At 65.7% G+C, this 18638-nt stretch carries 17 protein-coding genes and 1 tRNA gene; 12 read left to right on the forward strand and 6 right to left on the reverse strand.

The window, feature by feature from the left end; translation table 11 throughout:
* Nucleotides 1–56 precede the first annotated feature (56 nt).
* The gene (mutL, locus tag GIW81_RS07440; RefSeq protein WP_154738630.1) at nt 57–1847 is read right to left on the reverse strand and encodes a DNA mismatch repair endonuclease MutL; all 1791 of its coding nucleotides are present in this window, start codon (nt 1845–1847) and stop codon (nt 57–59) included.
* Between the two features lie 238 nt (nt 1848–2085).
* Here mutL and ppa point away from each other — a divergent pair, with 238 nt between their 5' ends.
* Nucleotides 2086–2622 carry an inorganic diphosphatase gene (gene ppa / locus GIW81_RS07445; protein WP_154738631.1) on the forward strand — a complete coding sequence of 179 codons (537 nt, stop codon included), beginning with the start codon at nt 2086–2088 and terminating at the stop codon, nt 2620–2622.
* Nucleotides 2623–2634: 12 nt separating this feature from the next.
* On the opposite strand, the gene GIW81_RS07450 is transcribed toward ppa, so the two are convergent.
* Together GIW81_RS07450 and GIW81_RS07455 are read right to left on the reverse strand one after the other, a co-directional pair.
* A complete protein-coding gene (locus GIW81_RS07450) occupies nt 2635–4017 on the reverse strand; it encodes a M16 family metallopeptidase (RefSeq protein ID WP_154738632.1) in 1383 nt (460 codons plus the stop codon).
* A 26-nt stretch (nt 4018–4043) separates the two neighbouring features.
* Nucleotides 4044–5444 carry a M16 family metallopeptidase gene (locus GIW81_RS07455; RefSeq protein ID WP_154738633.1) on the reverse strand — a complete coding sequence of 467 codons (1401 nt, stop codon included), beginning with the start codon at nt 5442–5444 and terminating at the stop codon, nt 4044–4046.
* Between the two features lie 323 nt (nt 5445–5767).
* Between GIW81_RS07455 and GIW81_RS07460 the strand changes: the two genes are divergently transcribed.
* The gene (locus GIW81_RS07460; RefSeq protein ID WP_154738634.1) at nt 5768–6196 is read left to right on the forward strand and encodes an Hsp20 family protein; all 429 of its coding nucleotides are present in this window, start codon (nt 5768–5770) and stop codon (nt 6194–6196) included.
* 132 nt (nt 6197–6328) lie between these two features.
* Nucleotides 6329–6598: a BQ00720 family protein gene (locus tag GIW81_RS07465; protein WP_229309109.1), complete on the forward strand. Its 270-nt coding sequence runs from the start codon at nt 6329–6331 to the stop codon at nt 6596–6598.
* A gap of 111 nt (nt 6599–6709) precedes the next feature.
* Here the strand turns inward: GIW81_RS07465 and GIW81_RS07470 are convergent, their stop codons facing one another.
* Nucleotides 6710–7693, reverse strand: coding sequence for a complex I NDUFA9 subunit family protein (locus GIW81_RS07470; protein WP_154738635.1), 984 nt, complete (start codon nt 7691–7693; stop codon nt 6710–6712).
* A 124-nt stretch (nt 7694–7817) separates the two neighbouring features.
* Between GIW81_RS07470 and GIW81_RS07475 the strand changes: the two genes are divergently transcribed.
* Nucleotides 7818–7904: transfer RNA gene (locus GIW81_RS07475), tRNA-Leu, on the forward strand.
* Nucleotides 7905–7973: 69 nt separating this feature from the next.
* On the opposite strand, the gene GIW81_RS07480 is transcribed toward GIW81_RS07475, so the two are convergent.
* Complete coding sequence (locus tag GIW81_RS07480; protein WP_154738636.1) at nt 7974–8405, reverse strand: hypothetical protein; 432 nt, start codon at nt 8403–8405, stop codon at nt 7974–7976.
* 256 nt (nt 8406–8661) lie between these two features.
* On the opposite strand from GIW81_RS07480, the gene GIW81_RS07485 reads away from it, so the two are divergent.
* The 5 genes from GIW81_RS07485 (at nt 8662) to GIW81_RS07505 (ending at nt 14895) form a co-directional block, all read left to right on the forward strand.
* Nucleotides 8662–9282, forward strand: coding sequence for a ribonuclease D (locus GIW81_RS07485; RefSeq protein ID WP_154738637.1), 621 nt, complete (start codon nt 8662–8664; stop codon nt 9280–9282).
* 146 nt (nt 9283–9428) lie between these two features.
* Complete coding sequence (gene lptC / locus GIW81_RS07490; RefSeq protein WP_154738638.1) at nt 9429–11408, forward strand: LPS export ABC transporter periplasmic protein LptC; 1980 nt, start codon at nt 9429–9431, stop codon at nt 11406–11408.
* Nucleotides 11409–11507: 99 nt separating this feature from the next.
* Nucleotides 11508–12359: an LPS export ABC transporter ATP-binding protein gene (gene lptB, locus GIW81_RS07495; RefSeq protein WP_154739566.1), complete on the forward strand. Its 852-nt coding sequence runs from the start codon at nt 11508–11510 to the stop codon at nt 12357–12359.
* 42 nt (nt 12360–12401) lie between these two features.
* Nucleotides 12402–13940 (forward strand): RNA polymerase factor sigma-54, encoded by a 1539-nt coding sequence (gene rpoN, locus GIW81_RS07500; protein ID WP_154738639.1) that lies wholly within the window; start codon nt 12402–12404, stop codon nt 13938–13940.
* 490 nt (nt 13941–14430) lie between these two features.
* Complete coding sequence (locus GIW81_RS07505; RefSeq protein ID WP_154738640.1) at nt 14431–14895, forward strand: PTS sugar transporter subunit IIA; 465 nt, start codon at nt 14431–14433, stop codon at nt 14893–14895.
* 11 nt (nt 14896–14906) lie between these two features.
* On the opposite strand, the gene GIW81_RS07510 is transcribed toward GIW81_RS07505, so the two are convergent.
* Nucleotides 14907–15731, reverse strand: a complete 825-nt coding sequence (locus GIW81_RS07510; RefSeq protein ID WP_154738641.1) for an undecaprenyl-diphosphate phosphatase — start codon at nt 15729–15731, stop codon at nt 14907–14909.
* Nucleotides 15732–15903: 172 nt separating this feature from the next.
* Between GIW81_RS07510 and GIW81_RS07515 the strand changes: the two genes are divergently transcribed.
* Genes GIW81_RS07515 through GIW81_RS07525 form a run of 3 tightly spaced genes read left to right on the forward strand, consistent with a single transcriptional unit; the run spans nt 15904 to nt 18609 of the window.
* On the forward strand, nt 15904–16611 hold the full coding sequence (locus tag GIW81_RS07515; protein WP_154738642.1) for a glutathione S-transferase family protein: 708 nt from the start codon (nt 15904–15906) through the stop codon (nt 16609–16611).
* Nucleotides 16612–16642: 31 nt separating this feature from the next.
* Nucleotides 16643–17737 carry a tRNA epoxyqueuosine(34) reductase QueG gene (gene queG, locus GIW81_RS07520; protein ID WP_154739567.1) on the forward strand — a complete coding sequence of 365 codons (1095 nt, stop codon included), beginning with the start codon at nt 16643–16645 and terminating at the stop codon, nt 17735–17737.
* The gene (locus GIW81_RS07525) at nt 17734–18609 is read left to right on the forward strand and encodes an SDR family oxidoreductase (protein WP_154738643.1); all 876 of its coding nucleotides are present in this window, start codon (nt 17734–17736) and stop codon (nt 18607–18609) included. Before queG ends, GIW81_RS07525 begins: the two co-directional genes overlap by 4 nt.
* Nucleotides 18610–18638 lie beyond the last annotated feature (29 nt).

Here is an 18638-nt window from a genome sequence, read left to right on the forward strand (position 1 = left end):
CGCCATTTCGGCTCCAGCGGACGCGACCCTTGCCAATTCCGGCAGGGGTGAGGCGTTCAGCGGCGCCCGAACAGCTTCTCGATGTCGGCGAGCTTCAGCTCGACGTACGTCGGGCGCCCGTGGTTGCACTGGCCTGAATAAGGCGTCGCCTCCATGTCGCGCAGCAGCGCGTTCATCTCGTCGGGCGCCAGCCGCCGCCCCGAGCGGACGCTGCCGTGACAGGCGATGGTCGCGCAGACGGCCAGCAGCCGCTCCTTCAAGGCGCTGCTTGCTCCCTCACGCAGGATGTCGGCGGCGATATCTCGTGTGAGGGCGGCGATGTCGGCATGCGCCAACAGCGCGGGCACCTCGCGCACGATGACGGCGCCAGCGCCGAACGGCTCGAGCACCAGGCCGAGCTCGGTCAGCTCCTCGGTCTTCTCGACCAGCACGCCGATCTCGCTATCGTCGAGGTCGACGACGACCGGCACCAGAAGGCCCTGGCGCGCGACGCCGCCGGCCGCCAGCATCGCCTTGAGACGCTCGTAGACGAGCCGCTCGTGCGCCGCGTGCTGGTCGACGATGACGATGCCGTCGCGCGTCTGCGCCACGATGTAGTTTTCATGCAGCTGCGCTCGGGCGGCGCCCAGCGGGCGATCGAGCAGCTGCTCGGCGACGGGCACCGTGAAAGCGCGCGTATCGGCGCTTGGCGTATCCATGACGTCGAGCGGCGCCTGCATGGCCTCGGCGAGCCCGAGACCGACGCCACTGCGCGCCGCCGGATAGTAACCGGGCCGCGTCCGCTCGAACGGCACGACGTTGGGGCGCAGCTCCTGCAGGGTCGCGCTGCCGTTGGCGGCAGCGGCGCGGTGACCGGCTGCATAGAGCGCCGCGCCCAACGCGTTGACGATGAGCGAACGAACCTGGCCGGCGTCGCGGAAGCGCACTTCGACCTTCGCCGGGTGCACGTTCACGTCCACCTCGTCGGGCGGCAGCGTCAAGAACAGCGCCAGCAGCGGATGGCGCCCGCGGGGAATGAGGTCGCCGTAGGCGGCACGCACGGCGCCGATCAGCAGCTTGTCCTTGACTGGGCGCCCGTTGACGAACAGGAACTGCTGCGCGGCGTCGGGCCGGTGCAGCGTCGGCAGGCCGGCAAAGCCGCTGACCGCGAGCCTGTCGCGCGCGGCAGCAACCGGAACCGCGTCGTCCATGAACTCGCGCCCCATGATGCGGCCTAAGCGCTGCAGCAGCCCCACGTCGCCTTCGACTTCGCGCAGGTAGCGCAGTCCCATGCGCTCACCCGTCGTGAGCGTGAACCCCACCTGCGGATGCGCCATCGCGAGGCGCTTGATCACCTCGGACGTCGCCTGGTTCTCGGCGCGCTCGGACTTCAAGAACTTCAGGCGTGCCGGCACGCTGGAGAAGAGATCGCGCACCTCGACGCAGGTGCCGTTATTGCCGGCGGCAGGTTTCACCGCGCCCTTGGCGCCTCGATCGACGCTCAGCGCAAAAGCATCGGCCGCATCGCGCCGGCGCGACTGGATCGTCAGCAGGGCTATCGAGCCGATGGACGGCAGCGCCTCGCCACGGAACCCGAGCGTGCGGATGTCGAACAGGTCTTCTTCGGACAGCTTGGAGGTGGCGTGGCGATCGACCGCCAGGACGAGATCCTCCGGCGGCATGCCGGCGCCGTCGTCGGTGACGCGGATCAGCGCCAGGCCGCCCGAGGCGGTGACCACGTCGATCTCGCTGGCACCGGCGTCCAGCGCGTTCTCGACCAGCTCCTTGACGACGCTGGCCGGCCGCTCGATGACCTCGCCGGCGGCGATACGGTTTATGGTCTCCGGTGAAAGCTGGCGGATGGGCATTCGGGCCTTCTCCCTGCGAAGCCAGGAGGCTAGCGCATCCGCCGATTCGCTACGACGCGCCGAACGGGCCGGGTTGCAGCTCCCTGTGTACTAATGTCCGAGGCAAAACGAGGGGTTGCGAGGCGACGCGTCGCAGTGGCGCTGTTATCTGATGTGCGGCATTCGTCCACCACTTTGCGCCAAGAGTTGAATGCGTGCCGGCGGCGCCGGCGCCCGAAGTCATGAATTGGAACAACCCATGCGGCTCGACGCCATTGCGATCGGATTGAACCCACCCCTCGACATCAACGTCATCGTCGAGGTGCCCGTGGGCGGCGAGCCCATCAAGTACGAGATGGACAAGGCGTCGGGCACGCTGTTCGTCGACCGCTTCCTCTACACGCCGATGCGCTACCCCGGAAACTACGGGTTCGTGCCGCACACGCTGTCGCTCGACGGCGACCCGATCGACGTCCTCGTCTGCAACACCCGCGCCATTGTCCCCGGCGCCGTTATCAACTGCCGTCCAGTCGGCGTGCTCGTCATGCGCGACGAGGGCGGCGGCGACGAAAAGATCATCGCCGTGCCGAGCAGCAAAACAACGATGCGCTACGACAAGGTGGCGAACTACACCGACCTGCCGCAGATCACCGTGCAGCAGATCGAGCACTTCTTCGGGCACTACAAGGATCTGGAGCCCGGCAAGTGGGCGAAGATCGACCACCTCGGCGATTCCGGCGAGGCGCGGCGGCTGATCAGCGAGGCGATCGAGCGCGCCAAGAAGTCGAACGGCTGAACCTGGCTCGGCTCAGCCTTTCTTCGCCTGCTGCAGCGTCGGCTTGCCGACGATAGTGACGATCAGGTTCTGTGTCTCGAGCAGCCGCTTGGCAACGCGCTTCAGGTCGTCGAGCGTCACCGCCGCGACCATGGCGTTGCGGTTGTCGACGTATTCCGGCCCGAAGCCATCCATGCGCAAGCCGAGGAGCTGCGAGGCGATCTTGGCGTTGGTGTCGAAGCGCAAGGGATACGAGCCGATCAGATAGCTCTTGGCGTTGTCGAGGTCGGTCTGGCTGACGTCGCCATCCGCCATCTTCTTCAGCTCGGCGCGGATGATGTCGAGCGACTGCCCCATCATGTCGTTGCGCGTGGCGACGCCGCCCGAGAAGATCGAGGTGTGCTGGAAGGGATAGACGTAGGTGTAGACCGAGTAGGCGAGGCCGCGCTTCTCGCGCACCTCCTCCATCAACTTCGATGCGAAACCGCCGCCGCCGAGGATCTGGTTCAAGACGAACGCCGCCATGAAGTCGGGGTCCTTGCGGGGCATGGCGCCGAGCCCGAACACCGCCACCGACTGCGGGACGTTCATGTCGACCACCGTCTGGCGGCCGCCGGAGACGGGATTGGTTTTCGCGACGGGCGCCAGCTCGGCCTTGTCCGGCAGATCGCCGAACACCTCGTCGAGTAGCTTGCCGAGCTGCTCCGGCGTGATGTCGCCGACGGCCACGACCTTCAGCGTGTCCTTGGCGAACACCCGCTTACGATAGCTCTCGAGGTCAGCGCCGGTCATCTTGCCGACCGTCGCCTCGGTGCCGTTGGCCGGGCGCGCATACGGGTGACCGGCAAAGGCCACGGCGTACCATTCGTTCTGCGCCACCTTGTCGGGATCGCGCGCGGCATAGGCGAGCGAAGCGAGCAGCTGCTGGCGAATGCGCTCCACTGCATCCTGATCGAAGCGCGGCTTGGTCAGCGCCAGCTTCAAGAGCTTCGCAGCCTCGTCGCGGTTGGCGGTGAGCGTTTCGAAATTCCCGTAGAAGGCGTCCTTCGCCTCCTCATAGTTCATGCGCATGGACAGATCCTCCATGCGCTCCTGGAAGTCGCGCGAGACAAGGTCGCCGGCGCCTTCGTCCAGCATGGCGGTGACGAAATTGGCGACACCCTCCTTGCCGGCCGGGTCCTGCGAGCTGCCGCCGTCGAAGGCGAAGCGCATGGCCATCATCGGCACAGCGTGCTCCTCGACGAGCCACGCCTCGATGCCACCGGGGCTCTTCACGGTTTGGATTTTCATGGCGTTCGCAGAAGGGCTGAAGGTGGCGACGAATGCGGCGGCAAGCGTGGCAAGCGACGCGGCGATGCCCATGCGGCGGGACGCGACGCGCCAAGCCGTAGAGCGCAGGGGACGGGCTGCGACCATATCATAGCCTCTTGGCTTTGCGGGCATCAGGAGCGCGTGTGCGCAACGGGCTTCTCGACGTGTTCGCCGGCTGCCTTGCCGTCATCGGGCTCGGGAAGCAGCCAGCCCGTTACGGAGCGACGCGCGTCCAAGTACTCGTCGGCGACCTTCTTCACGTCGTCGGCGGTTACCTTCGAGAGGGCGGCGGGCCACCCTTCGACCTGGTCGATGGAGCGGCCGATGGCGACCGCCCACCCGTAGCGGCGGGCGAGGTTCGCCTGGTTGTCGCTGTCGTAGATGTAGTCGGCGAGCAACGACTTCTTGGCGCGCTCGAGCTCGAGCTTGGTGACGCCGTTCGTACGGATCTCGTCGAGCACGCTGTCGACGTCGGCTTCGACCGCCTTGAGATCGCCGTTGCCCGATACGGCGTAGAGCGAGATGGCGCCCGAATCCAGGCTGTAGCCGGAGTAGTCACCCCCGGTCGTCGCCGCGAGCTTGTCCTCGACGACGAGCTTGCGATAGAGGCGGCTCGTCGCTCCGTCGGCGAGGATCTTCATCAAGAGATCGAGCGCTTCGGCCTCGCCGGGTTTGGCCGTCACGTAGCTCGGCGCGACATAGTAGCGGTGGAACGAGGCATTGCCCGCGCGCGGATCCTTCAACGTCAGGCGGCGCGGCACGATGTGCGGCGGATCCTGAGGACGGGCGCGAGTCTCGACCTCCGGATTTGCCGGGATCTTTCCGTACGTCTCTTCGGCGAGGCGCTTCACCTCCTCGGCCGTGACGTCGCCGGCAACAACAAGGATAGCGTTGTTCGGCGCGTAGTACCGCTTGTAGAAGCGCAGTGCATCCTCGCGCGACAGATTCGCCATCTCGTGCGCCCAGCCGATAACCGGCACGCCATATGGGTGAGACAGATAGAGGGCCGCATTCATCTGCTCGTCGAGCCGGGCGCCGGGATTGTTGTCGATGCGCGAGCGGCGCTCCTCGATGATCACCTGCCGCTCCGTCGCCACCTCGTCATTGGTGAGGCGCAGGTGGGTCATGCGGTCGGCCTCCATCTCCATCAGCGTCTTGAGCTGATCCTTGGAGATGCGCTGGTGGTAGGCGGTGACGTCCTGGCCGGTGAACGCGTTGTCCTGGCCGCCGAGCTTGGAGATGATCTTGGAAAAGTCGCCGACGGCGATCTTGTCCGTCGATTTGAACATCAGGTGCTCGAGGAAGTGAGCGATGCCGGAGACGCCCTTCGGCTCGTCGGCTGCACCGACCTTGTACCACACCATGTGCGTGACGACGGGAGCGCGGTGGTCGGGGATGACCACGACCTCCATCCCGTTCGACAGCTTGAACTCGGAAGCGCGGGGCTCGGCGGAGACAGTCTGGTGGGCGAATGCGAGCATGAATAGGGCCATGGCTGTGATTGTCGGACGGCTGACGCCGAGCTTGAGCATCGATGTAACCCCGATCTAGGTCGCGGACGCGTTGAGGGACGTGAACCGCACTCGTCGTCGGCTCGGCGAAACAGTCGCTGGGGCTGTCATCTTCGGGTTCGCACCCCCCTTGTCAAATGACATCGTGTTCATCTGCGGAGGCCTGTGAAGAAGGTGCCGGAGCCCCTGTCGAGCCTCACTCCGACGGCTTGAACGGATTGCGGCTGTCGCCCATATGTTCTCACGGAGAACCAGCGCTCGAGCAGCGAGGCTGGCGCCGACGGAGGCCAAAGTTAAGAGGCTCCGCCCAAAGTTGAAGGTCGCTTAAGAAGGACTTTCTGAGAATGTCGCGCATTTCCCTACTGTCGAGCCCGCTGCTTTTGGGTTTCGAGGAGATCGAGCGCCTTATCGATCGGGCGAACAAGGGATCGAGCGACGGTTACCCCCCTTACAACGTCGAACGCGTCGACGCGTCCAACGGCGAAGGGGACACGCTGCGCATCACGCTGGCCGTCGCCGGGTTCACGCGCGATCAACTCGAGATCACGCTCGCCGACAGTCAGTTGACCGTGCGCGGCAAGCAGACCGAAGAGAAGACGCGCAATTACCTCTATCGCGGCATTGCGGCGCGACAATTTACCCGCACCTTCGTGCTAGCGGAGGGAATCGAGGTAAAGTCCGCTGACTTGTCCGATGGGCTGCTCGCAATCGACCTGAAGCGCCTGGAGCCGGAGCGCCTGGTGCGGACGATCGAGATCAGCGACAGAAAATAACTTGCGTCAGCGTTGCATCGAGACTGCCACATCGTGCGTTTTAGCGATGGGCGCAGACCCGGGACGCCGATACGCCCACCGCTGATTTCCGATGGCGGTGTGCCGGGCCCGGCTTGCAGAAGGAGTTGCGTCATGACCGAAGCCGACAAGACCATTTATGCCAGTCAAGTGATGACCGAGCATGAGCTCGCCACGCTCGGCGGCGGCGTTGTCGCCTACATCAAGACGCTCACCGCGGACGAAGCGAGCCGTATGTTCCCGACCATCGAGGGACTGCCGAAGGGCATCAATCTGTTCTCGCTGCACGCCGCCGACGGCACTCCCCTCGCCCTGACCGACACGCGCCAGGCCGCCATCGGTCACGCGATCGACGACGACCTCGAGATCGCCAGCGTCCACTAATGCATGCACCTCGTGCACTCGGTGCATGAACCGCGTGTACCAGCCTCAAGGCTCCGGAATGTTCCGGAGCCTTTTTCGTTGGGCCCGGGGATAAGTCGGCGGGGATTAAGTCTAGCTGCGATAGTTGGAGAATTGGCCGCGGGCGCGGAAGCGCGCGAGGTACGTCGGCACGATGGCGGCAACGCCGTGCGGCGTTGCAACGCCCAACGCCGCAAGCGTGCGGCCTTCGCTTTTGGCCTCGGCGCTGACGACGTTGTCGCGCTGGAGCATGCGCACCTGATCGAGCGTCACCGGCCGCAGCGCGTTGGGCAGCGGCCAGGTGAGGATCGCCTGCAGCTTCGCCAGCCAGAACGGTAGCGGCAGGTACCCGCGGCTGCGCCCCGCCCATTCCTGCGTCAGGTCGAGCAGCTGGCGGAACGACAGGACCTCAGGTCCGCCCGCCTCGTAGATCGTGTCGGGCTTCGCGTCGCCCGCGGCGCAGGCAGCGACGGCGGTAGCGAGGTCGCCGACGAATACCGGCTGAAAGCGCGTCCGCCCGCCGCCGATCAGCGGCAAGAGCGGCGAGATACGCGCCATGGCGGCGAAGCGATTGAAGAACTCGTCCTCCGGACCGAAGACGATGGACGGGCGGATTATGACGGCGCCGGGGAACTCCTCGCGCACCGCCGCCTCGCCCTCGGCCTTCGAGCGCGCATAGCGCGACGCCGACTTGCGATTGGCGCCGATGGCCGAGATGTGAACGAAGTGGCGCACGCCGGCCTCGCGCGCAGCTTTCGCCATCGCCCGCGGCGCGTCGACGTGGATCGCCTGGAATGTCTGCTTGCCGCCGCTCGTCAGCACGCCGACCGCGTTGACCACGACCTTGGCGCCGCTGACGGCGCGCTCAACCGAATGCGGGTAGCGCCCGTTGGCTTGCACGGGCGCGACCTGCCCGACGAAACCGGCCGGCTGCAGGAAGCCGGCGAGGTCCGGCCGGCGCACGGCGGCGCGCACGCGCCAGCCCTGCTTGGCGAGTGCGGCTACGGCATAGCGGCCGACAAATCCCGAGCCGCCAAAAACCGTCGCCAGGCCCCGATCGTCCAGCCGATCCGCCATCGTCCGTCTCCGGTTGCGCAATGGGCCAGAGATACACGAGGTTTGCCGGTGCCGGAAGGATGCGCGCCGCCGCACGCTGCCTAATTGACAAGGGCCGCGGCGCTCTCTAACTGATCGCCTCCGTGCCCAGGTGGCGGAATTGGTAGACGCACCAGCTTCAGGTGCTGGCGCCCGCAAGGGTGTGGAGGTTCGAGTCCTCTCCTGGGCACCATCCTACAATCAGGATCGATGGCGGCGCGAGGGCGCCTGAGTGGCCGGCTGCGGCGCGTCAGGGCCGCGCCTACTTCTCGCAGCGGTGGACGTATTCGCGCGGCGAGTTCGACTTGAAGACGCCCGTGTTCGAATTCCAGTCACCCACCTCGAGCATGTCCTTGTGCACGATCCGCTCCGCGATCGTGCAATTGGTCTTGCAGTCGGTGCCGTCCTTGTTCTTCAGGATCTGGGCGAGGACGATCCGGTGACCGCGGATGTCGCCGACGATGTCGATCAGCCGCTCGGTGAAATCGGTCTCCGACGTGCCGTCGATGCGCCGGCTGAGCAGGAAGTTGCGGTTGCGGGGAATGTTCTCCGTCTTCGCGTCCGTCTCCGTGTTGCACCAGTAGCCGCCGAGAAAGAGCGCATCGAGTTCCTGCGCTTGGGCGGTGGACGCTCCCGCCCATAGGGGGACGGACATGATTGCAAACAGCGCGAATAGACGGATGGTGCTGGCCACGGTCGGGATTCCCTGAACGCTCTATAGTCGCTTGCTAGCAAGTCTTCGGTGGCCGAAGCCAGAGGCGCCCAGCCGATTGGTTATTGCCTTGCTTAGGCCGCTCCGCAAGCGCCATCACGGGGAGTAGCAATTTCATCGCTGCCGCCGCACTTGCGCAGCGCCGGGCGAATTCGATAGGTGAACCATAGTTAAAGCCTTCGGGCGTATTCTAGTTGGCTGCCCATCGCAGCCCACTCCATGCAAGGGCTCTACAACGATGGCCAAATCTTCGATCGTCCTGCACAAGGACGACTTGCCCGCCGGGCTCAGCTTCGGGCCGAGCGTCGCCGTCGATACCGAGACATTGGGACTGAACGTCAACCGCGACCGCCTCTGCCTCGTCCAGCTCTCGTCGGGCGACGGAACGGCTCACCTCGTGCAGTTCGACGGCCGCGATTATTCGGCTCCCAATCTCAAGGCGCTGCTGACCGACAAGGCGGTCCTCAAGATCTTCCATTTCGCCCGCTTCGACATCGCCGTGCTGGAGAAGTACCTCGGCGTCGTCACCGCGCCGATCTACTGCACCAAGATCGTCTCGAAGCTGGTGCGCACCTATACGGACCGCCACGGGCTCAAGGACCTGGTTGCCGAGCTGGCCGGGATCGAGTTGTCGAAGCAGCAGCAGAGCTCGGACTGGGCCGCCGGCGAGCTGTCCCAGCAGCAGCTCGCCTATGCCGCCTCGGACGTGCTCCACCTGCATGCCGTCAAGGCCAAGCTCGACGCCATGCTGGCCCGCGACGGGCGCCAAGCCTACGCCGACGCCGCTTTCGGCTTCCTGCCGACGCGCGCCAAGCTCGACCTCGCTGGCTTCGGAGAGGACGACATTTTCTCACATTGAGGTTACGGGGAATCCGTGGCTGAGAAGTCCCAGCGCACCGCGGCCGGCACGCGGGCGTGGAAACACCGCCTTTGTGGGGGCCCCTAGTCCCAATATAACCCCAATTGACGGCGATCTAGCCGCATCCGCCGCCGGCTGAGGGGCGTATGGCAACGACGACCAATTTGGCCCCTGGAGAGAACTGGACGGGCATCGACGCGTTCGCCGGCTCGACCGCCGCCGATCGGGCGCGCAATTTCGTGCGCGCGCGACGCCACACGCTACTGGTGCGCGCCATGCGCTGGTCGCTGCCCACGGCCGGCGCCAGCGTTATCGTCGTCTACTTCCTGATGATCTTCAACACCACCGGCTGGGTCGCTTCTCTGCCGAAACTCGAGATGCCGCGCATCATCCCCGACAACCTGACGATGGATAACCCGACCTACGAGGGGTTCAACAAGGACGGGGGCAAGTACGTCGTCAGGGCGAAGACCGCCGTACAGGATCTCGTCAACACCGAGTTCGTGCGCCTCAACGACATCACCGGCGACATGACCGATGCCAAGAAATCGAAGACGAAGCTCACCGCAGCGCACGGCGAGTTCAACACCAAGACGAACAAGCTCGAGCTCTCCGGCGGCATCGATATCGTCGCCGAAAGCGGCATGAAGGCGAAGCTGTCGCGCGCCACCATCCTCACCGACGACAACGTAATCTTCTCCAAAGAGCCCGTCCTCGTCGACATGCCATCGGGCACCATTCGCTCAAACGAGATGCGGCTGTTGAACAAGACCCGCGAGGTTGCCTTCATCGACGACGTGAAGGCGCACCTCATCCCTCCGAAGAATGAAGGTGCGCCCGCAAGCGGCGCGGCGGCGGCGAAGCCGGCGGCAGCACCGCTGCTCGGCGGTGGCGAAGGTCCGATCGATATCACCTCGAACCGCCTCGACATCGACGACACCGGCAAGACCGCGATCTTCACCGGCCACGTCAGGGCGCAGCAGGCGGGCGCGGCGCTGGAAACAGCCGAACTGCAGGTCAAATACGCCGGTGGCGACAGCAAGGATACGGGCGCAATGCCTGGCGACGGGGCCAAGATCGAGCGCATCGTCTCGAAGTCGCCCGTCGTCATGACGCGCGCGCCGCAGGACCGTGTCACGGGCGCGAGCCTCGACTACGACGCCGCCAACCAGATCGCCGTCGTCAACGGCGACGTCGAGATGACTTCGGGCGAAGGACGCGGCGCGACCGCCGACAAGGTGACCGTCAGCCAGAAGGCCGACACCATTCTGTTGACCGGCAGCGTCGTCGCCACCCAAGGGCGCAACCAGCTCAAAGGCGAGCGGCTCTACGTCGAGCGCGCCACGGGCCGCACGCAGCTGACTTCGCCCGCCGGCGCCGGCGGAGAGCCGGGCCGCATCTTCACGCGCTTCTATCGCGGTGAAGCCAACGAGGCGCAGAGCGCCAAGGAGAAAGTGAAGCAGCTCGCTGACGCGACGGCCAGTGCCGCTACCGGCGCCATGGGCGTGTTCAAGACGGACCCGACGGCGCCGATCGATGTCGAGGCCGGCCGTCTGGACGTCGACGATCGCAGCAAGCAGGCCGTCTTCAAGACCGACGTGCACGCGGTGCAGGGAGACTTCGTCGTGCGCACGTCCGAGCTGCGCGCCTACTACACGGGCGCCGCCGGCCTCGCGGAGACCGCCGCCGGTCCGGCCGACAAGAAAGCCCCGGCACAAATCTCGCGCATCGAGGCTCGCGGCGCGGTGATCGTCACCTCCAAGAACGGGCAGAAGGCGACGGGCGACTGGGCCGATTACGACGTCAAGAAGAACGAGGTCATCCTCGGCGGCGACGTGATCCTGACGCAGGACAAGAACGTGGTGCGTGGCACCAAGCTGAGGATCGACATGCTCACCGGCAAGAGCGTGATCGACAGCGACGCGAGCGGTGCGTGGGCGGCAACCGCCGCCCCGCCGGATGCCAAGAACGCGACCGGCTTTACCATGCGGCCCGGTACGACTGGCCGTCCGAGCGCAATTTTTTACCCTCGCGACAAGAAGGCAGCCGAAAAGAAGCCGCCGACCGGTGCTAGCGAAGGCGCTGGATCCGCAGGAGCTTGGGGCCCCAATGGCCCTTCCGAATGACGGCTGAGCGCGGCCAAGTCGCCGATTGACAGGGCTTCCGATCGGCGCACCATGCTGCGGGGCCGTTGACGCCCCATTTTAAGGTTTCTCGATACCGTGCTGAAAATTCTTTCCTTCGGCTCCAAGCGCGCCCAGCCCGAGCCCTACGGCGAGTGGGGCGGCGAGGCGCACGGCTATCAGGAGCAGGGCGCCCTCAACGGCGGCACCCCCCAGCTCGGCGGCGAAGGCTGGCTGACCGTCCACCACATCCAGAAGAGCTACAAAAAACGGCTCGTCGTGCGCGGCGTCAGCCTGGCGGTCGGCCGCGGTGAATCGGTCGGTCTTTTGGGCCCGAACGGCGCCGGCAAGACGACCGTGTTCTACATGATCACCGGCCTCGTCCCCGCCGACAAAGGCAATATCACCATCGACGGCATGGACGTGACTCGGCTGCCCATGTACCGGCGGGCGCGGCTCGGCATCGGCTATCTGCCGCAGGAAGCGTCGATCTTCCGTGGACTGTCGGTCGAAAAGAACATCATGGCAGTGCTGGAAATCGTCGAGCCGTCGGCGAAGAAGCGGCGCGCCAAGCTCGACAGCCTTTTGGAAGAATTCCGCATCACCCACCTGCGCAAATCCCCGTCGATCGCGCTTTCGGGCGGCGAGCGGCGCCGCTGCGAGATCGCCCGGGCGCTGGCTTCAGGCCCGTCGTTCATGCTTTTGGACGAGCCGTTCGCCGGCATCGACCCGATCGCCGTCAGCGACATTCAGGAGTTGGTGCGGCACTTGACCGACCGGGGCATCGGCGTCCTGATCACCGACCATAACGTCCGCGAAACGCTTAGCCTGATAGACAGGGCTTACATCATCTACGACGGTCAGGTTCTGACGCAAGGTAAGCCCGAAGAAATCATAGCCAACGACGACGTGCGGCGGGTCTACCTCGGAGATATGTTCGTTAACGCGCGCTGACTACGACAGCGGCATCAGGTAACCGAGTACCCGGACGAGCGCATGGCGCTTTCGACAAAGCTGGAGCTGAGGCAAGGCCAGCAGCTGGTGATGACACCCCAGCTGCAGCAGGCCATCCGTCTGCTTCAACTGTCGAACATGGACCTGGCGCAATACGTGGAATCCGAGCTCGAGCGCAATCCGCTGCTTGAGGCCGACGACGGCGCCGAAGCGCCGGTGCGTACCGAGGTCGAGCAAGCCGAGTTCGCCAAGAGCGAAGAGGCGGCGCCGGCCGCCGACGGTGATTGGGTCGACCTCGATAAGCCAGTGGCCGATCCGGAGGGGACCTTCGACACCGAGTACGAGAACGTCTATCCGGAGAGCGTGCCGTCCGACCAGATGAACGGCGCCGAGCAGGGATCAGGCTGGGCATCGCTGCGCCAGCGCGGCACCGCGTCCGGCGACGACGTCAACATCGAGGCGTTTCTCGCCAACGACGTCTCGCTGCGCGAGTACCTGAGCGCGCAGGTGCCGCTCGTCCTCAAGGATCCGGTGGAGCGACTGATCGGGCAACACCTCGTCGACTTGGTCGATGAGGCGGGCTACCTGCCCGGCGCCGATCTCGCCGTCATCGCCGAGAGGCTCGGAGCCCCGCAGGAGGTCGTCGAGAAGGTGCTGGCGGCGCTGCAGACGCTCGACCCGCCCGGCGTGTTCGCTCGCTCGCTCGCCGAATGCCTGGCGCTGCAGCTCAAGGAGCAGAACCGCTTCGACCCGATCGTCGCCCGCTTCCTGGAGAACCTGCACCTGCTGGCGGGACACAATCTGCCGGCATTGCGCAAGGTCGTCGGCTGCGAGATGGACGAGCTGCTAGAGATCGTCGCCGAGATCAAGAAGCTCAACCCCAAACCGGGCCTGAAGTTCGGCTCGGTGCAGATGCAGCCGGTGGTGCCGGACGTGCTGGTGCGGGGCGCTCCGGACGGAACCTGGATCATCGAGCTCAATAGCGAGACGCTGCCCCGCGTGCTGGTCAATCGCACCTATCTCGCCACCGTGGCGAAGGGGGGAGGCTCGGCGGCCGATCGCAACTACCTCTTGGAATGCTTGCAGACCGCCAACTGGCTGGTGAAGAGCCTCGATCAGCGCGCCCGCACAATCATGCGCGTCGCCGAGGAGATCGTCCGCCAGCAGGACGCCTTCTTCACCCACGGCGTGCAGTACCTGCGGCCGCTCAATCTGCGCACCGTCGCCGACGCGATCTCGATGCACGAGTCGACGGTGTCGCGTGTCACCTCCAACAAATACATGGCGACGCCGCGCGGCATATTCGAGATGAAGTATTTCTTCACCTCGGCCATCGCGTCGGCCGACATGGAGGGCGAATCCCACTCTTCGGAAGCGGTGCGCCATCGCATCAAGCAGATGATCGACGGAGAGACGCCGGCAAGCGTGCTGTCCGACGACAAGATCGTCGAGAAATTGAAGAGCGACGGCATCGACATCGCGCGGCGCACGGTGGCCAAGTACCGCGAGGCGATGCGCATCCCCTCGTCCGTGCAGCGGCGGCGCGACAAGCGGCTTATCGAACGCGTCGGGCCAGGTTAGCCGCCCCTGTCTAAACGTGATCGGCCGCAGCTTGTGCCCCGCTCCGGAGTGCTCTATAGCCTCGAACCGCGCGGCCCGGCCTTACATTGGGTAGGCCTTCGACCGCTTGTCTTCACAGCGCAACTGGGGCGTGGCCCCGTTCTTGCACCGCAATTCCGGGGTGAGCCTTGGAGCGGGAGGACTTTTTTCCGATTATGGCAAAAGGCGGGGCCGTTGCGGGCAGAAAAAGCCCTGTTAACCCGCGACTTAGCCAGACGTTGATGGGAGATGCACTGCAAGAATCCTGTGCAGTCCACCTTGGGAGTGCCATCTTTTTGGTTCTCAACGGGGCCGCTGCGGGCGGACAAGGGGATAGCGCAGCCAAGGGCACACGAGGGTACGTGCGGGGGCACGAGCGTATAGGTAGAATTGTTAGAATCGCTGACGCGGCTCACGCCCTCCGGGGAGGCAGCCGGCGGCGCTTCGCAACAGGTTGGAACAGGATTTGACGATGGATCTCTGCGACCTGCTGGCATCCGACGGCATCATTGCATCCCTGAAGGCGACGAGCAAAAAGCACGCCCTGCAAGAGCTGGCGACGATTGCCGCGGAACGGTCCGGTCTCGATCAGCGCGAGATCTTCAACGCGCTGCTGCAGCGTGAGCGACTCGGCTCCACCGGCCTCGGGCATGGCATCGCCATTCCGCACGTGAAGCTCGGGGGAATCCGCAACATCCTTTGCGTGTTCGCGCGCCTCGATGCCCCGATCGATTTTGAATCACATGACAACCAGCCCGTCGACCTGCTCTTCCTGCTGATCGCGCCCGATCACGCGAGCGGCGATCACTTGAAGGCGCTGGCCAGCATTTCGCGCGTGGTGCGCGAGCCGTCGGTGATCGACGCGCTGCGCAATGCGTCCGACGTTGCCGGCCTCCGCATGGCGCTGGCGCGGCCCGTTCCCTCGCACGCCGCTTAAGTAGCGCCGAACTAGGGCACTACCGGGCATCCCGACGTATTGCCGAGGGCGAGCATGGCGACGATGGCCGCCGTGCCGACGATGATCCGCCACCATCCGAACAGCGCAAAGCCGTGCCGGCTCACGTAGTCGAGCAGGTAGCGAACGACGAACACCGCGGCGATGAACGCGGTGACAAAGCCCAGCGCGATATTGGCGATGTCGCCCGTCTGCAGGATCGACCAGTTCTTGTAGAGGTCGTAGGCAAAGGCGCCCGCCATGGTCGGCATGGCGAGGAAGAACGAGAATTCCGCCGCCGACCGCTTATCCGATCCGAGCAGCATCGCACCGACGATGGTAGCGCCCGAACGCGACACGCCGGGGATCATTGCCAGGCACTGCAGCACGCCGATCTTGAAGGCGAGCGCGGGCGGGAAATCCATCGCGTTCGTGTAGCGCACGTTGAGCTGCATGCGGTCGACGAACAACAGCACCACGCCGCCGACGACGAGCATCACCGCGATCAGCATGGGCGTTTCGAACAGCACGCTCTTGATGAAGCTGTGTCCGGCCGCGCCGATCACGGCGGCGGGCAGGAAGGCGAGGAGCACGCTCAGCACGAAGCGGCGCGCGCGCGGATCATAGGGCAGAGCTGTGGCGATCCGCGTCAGCTTCACCGAGTAGACGCTCAGGATGGCGAGGATCGCGCCGAGCTGGATCAAAACCTCGAACGTCTTGCCTGGCGTGCAGACGCCGAGGAAGTGCTCGGTCAGCAGGAGATGGCCGGTGGAGGAAACGGGGAGGAACTCGGTGAGGCCCTCAATGAGGCCAAGCAGGATCACTTCCCAGATCGGCATGGTCGCCCCGTAACCTGTTCGCCTTGGACTTTTCTGTGCGGCGGGGAGGATTAGCAGGAATTGCGCGTGCGCGGTGCCACTTCCGCGCCACACGAGCCGATTGTCTTATGCGCCGCGGGGCAGTACCAGCGACACCCACGCCGCAATCAAGAACAACGACGGTAGCCGAGCAATGCACACACTGACGCACTTCCGGCTCTGTCCGTTCTCGCGCGCCGCCCGCCTGGCGCTCGCGGAGCTCAACATCGAGGTGGAACTCGTCGAGGAGCGGCCGTGGGAATGGCGCCCCGAATTTCTGGCCGTCAACCCCGCGGGCGAGCTGCCCGTACTGCAGATGGAGGGTGCCGAGATCCCCCTTTGCGGCATCTATGCCATTTCCGAGTTTCTCGCCGAGGACTCTGCTCCCGTGCAGGAGGACGGGGATGCCGACGAGCCCTTCCCGCTCCTGCCGGGCGACCGCGCCCAGCGCGCCGAGGTGCGCCGCCTGATCGACTGGTTCAACGGCAAGTTCAACCGGGAAGTCACGCACGAGCTGCTGCAGGAGAAGGTTTACAATCGCCTGCAACCTCACGCCGCAGGCACGCCGGACGTCGACTTCCTGCGCGCCATCCGCACCAACCTGCGCTACCATATGAGCTATATCAGCTACCTGGCGGATCGCCGGCGCTGGCTGGGTGGCGAGGAGCTTTCCTTCGCCGATCTGGCCGCGGCCGCGCATCTGTCGTCGGTCGATTATCTGGGCGAAGTGCCATGGGAGGAGTTTGCCGTCGCCAAGGTCTGGTACGCACGCCTCAAGTCGCGGCGCGCGTTCCGCACGATATTGGCCGACCGCGTGCCCGGCGCGCTTCCTGCCGCGCACTACGCCGACCTCGATTTCTGACGGCCCCATCGTGACGGCCGCGCTCAAGGACATGCTGCTGCGCGAGGCCGCCGCACTCGGCTTCGACGCGGTGCGCGTGACGACGCCCGATGCCGTCGAAGGCGCCGGCGAGCGCCTCGCGGCGTTTCTCGAGGCCGGACGCCACGGCGATATGGAGTGGATGGCGGCGCACGCGGAGCGCCGCCGCAGCCCGGCACAGCTGTGGCCGGAGGTGCGCTCCATCGTCATGCTCGGGATGAGCTACGCGCCCGAAGCCGACCCGCTCGATGCGCTCGACCAGCCGCAGCGCGGCGCCATCTCCGTCTATGCGCAGGGCAAGGACTACCACGACATCCTCAAGGGCAAGCTCAAGCGGCTTGCTTCGAGCCTCGCCAACGAAAGCCACGCGGACGTGAAGGTGTTCGTCGACACGGCGCCGGTGATGGAGAAGCCACTCGCCGCTGCCGCCGGTCTCGGCTGGCAGGGCAAGAACACCATGCTGGTGTCGCGGGAGCACGGGTCGTGGCTGTTCTTGGGCGCGATTTTCACCACCGCCGAGCTGCCGCCCGATGCGCCGGAAGCGGACCACTGCGGTAGCTGCCGGCGCTGCCTCGACGTGTGTCCGACCGCCGCATTCCCGGCTCCCTACCAGCTCGACGCGCGCCGATGCCTCGCCTACCTGTCGATCGAGCACAAGGGGCATATCCCCGCCGAGTTCAGGCGCGCGATGGGCAATCGGGTGTTCGGCTGCGACGACTGCCTCGCCGTATGTCCGTGGAACAAGTTCGCCGCCGCGGCGCGCGAGGCGCGCTTTCACGCGCGCGCCGAGACTGACAACCCACCCCTCGCCGAGCTTCTCCAGCTCGACGACGCGGCGTTTCGCACGCGCTTTGCGGGCACGCCGGTGAAACGCACCGGGCGTGACCGCTTCCTGCGCAACGTGCTGATCGCCGCCGGCAATTCGGGGGATGCGGGACTGCTGCCGCACGTCGAGGTGCTGCTGACCGATCATTCGCCGCTCGTGCGCGCCATGGCGGTATGGGCGATGCGCCAGCTGACGGGGGACGGCATCGGCGAAAGCCTGCGTCACCGGCATTTGGCGCGCGAGGCCGACAGCGATGTCCGCGCCGAGTGGCAGGTAGTATGAAGAAGCTGTTCTGCTTCGGTCTCGGCTACAGCGCCTTGCGCGTGGCGCGGCGGCTTGCAGGCGAGGGCTGGACGATTGCCGGCACGGCACGTACGCGCGAGGGTGCCGACGCCATCGCTGCAGCCGGCTATGAAGAGTTCGTGTTCGACGGGTCCGCACCCGGAGCCGGCATTGCTGACGCACTCGCCGGCACGACGCACATACTCGTTTCCGTGCCGCCCGATGCCGATGGCGATCCAGTGCTGTGTCAGCATCGCGGCGACATCGAGCGCGCGAACGCCCTGAGTTGGATCGGCTACCTCTCCACGGTGGGAGTCTACGGCGACAGTGGCGGCGCCTGGATCGACGAGACCGCCAAGACCGACGCAACGTCGGCACGTGGGCGCCGGCGCGTCGCCGCCGAGCAGGACTGGCTGACGCTCGCCGACGCCCACAACGTGCGCGTACAGATCTTCCGGCTCGCCGGCATCTACGGACCCGGTCGCAGCGCCATCGACCGCCTGCGCGAGGGCACCGCACACCGCATCGTCAAGCCGGGACAGGTGTTCAACCGCATCCACGTCGATGACATCGCCACGACGGTGTGCGCCGGCATCGCCGGGCGCGGCGCGACGAATGCCTACAACGTCGCCGACGACGAGCCAGCGCCACCACAGGACGTAATCGCCTTCGCCGCCGGCCTGTTGCACATGCCGCCCCCACCGGAAGTGCCGTTCACTGACGCGCAGCTGTCACCGATGGCGGCGAGCTTTTATGCCGACAACAAGCGCGTCAGCAATGCGCGGCTGCGCCAAGAGCTTGGCGTCGCTCTAAAATTCCCGACGTATCGCGAAGGCCTACGCGCCATCCTCGCCGGCGAAACGCGCCCCTGAACAATCCCCAGCTTCGCCATGCGGACGAA

Source organism: Hyphomicrobium album, from assembly GCF_009708035.1.
GTDB lineage: Bacteria > Pseudomonadota > Alphaproteobacteria > Rhizobiales > Hyphomicrobiaceae > Hyphomicrobium_A > Hyphomicrobium_A album.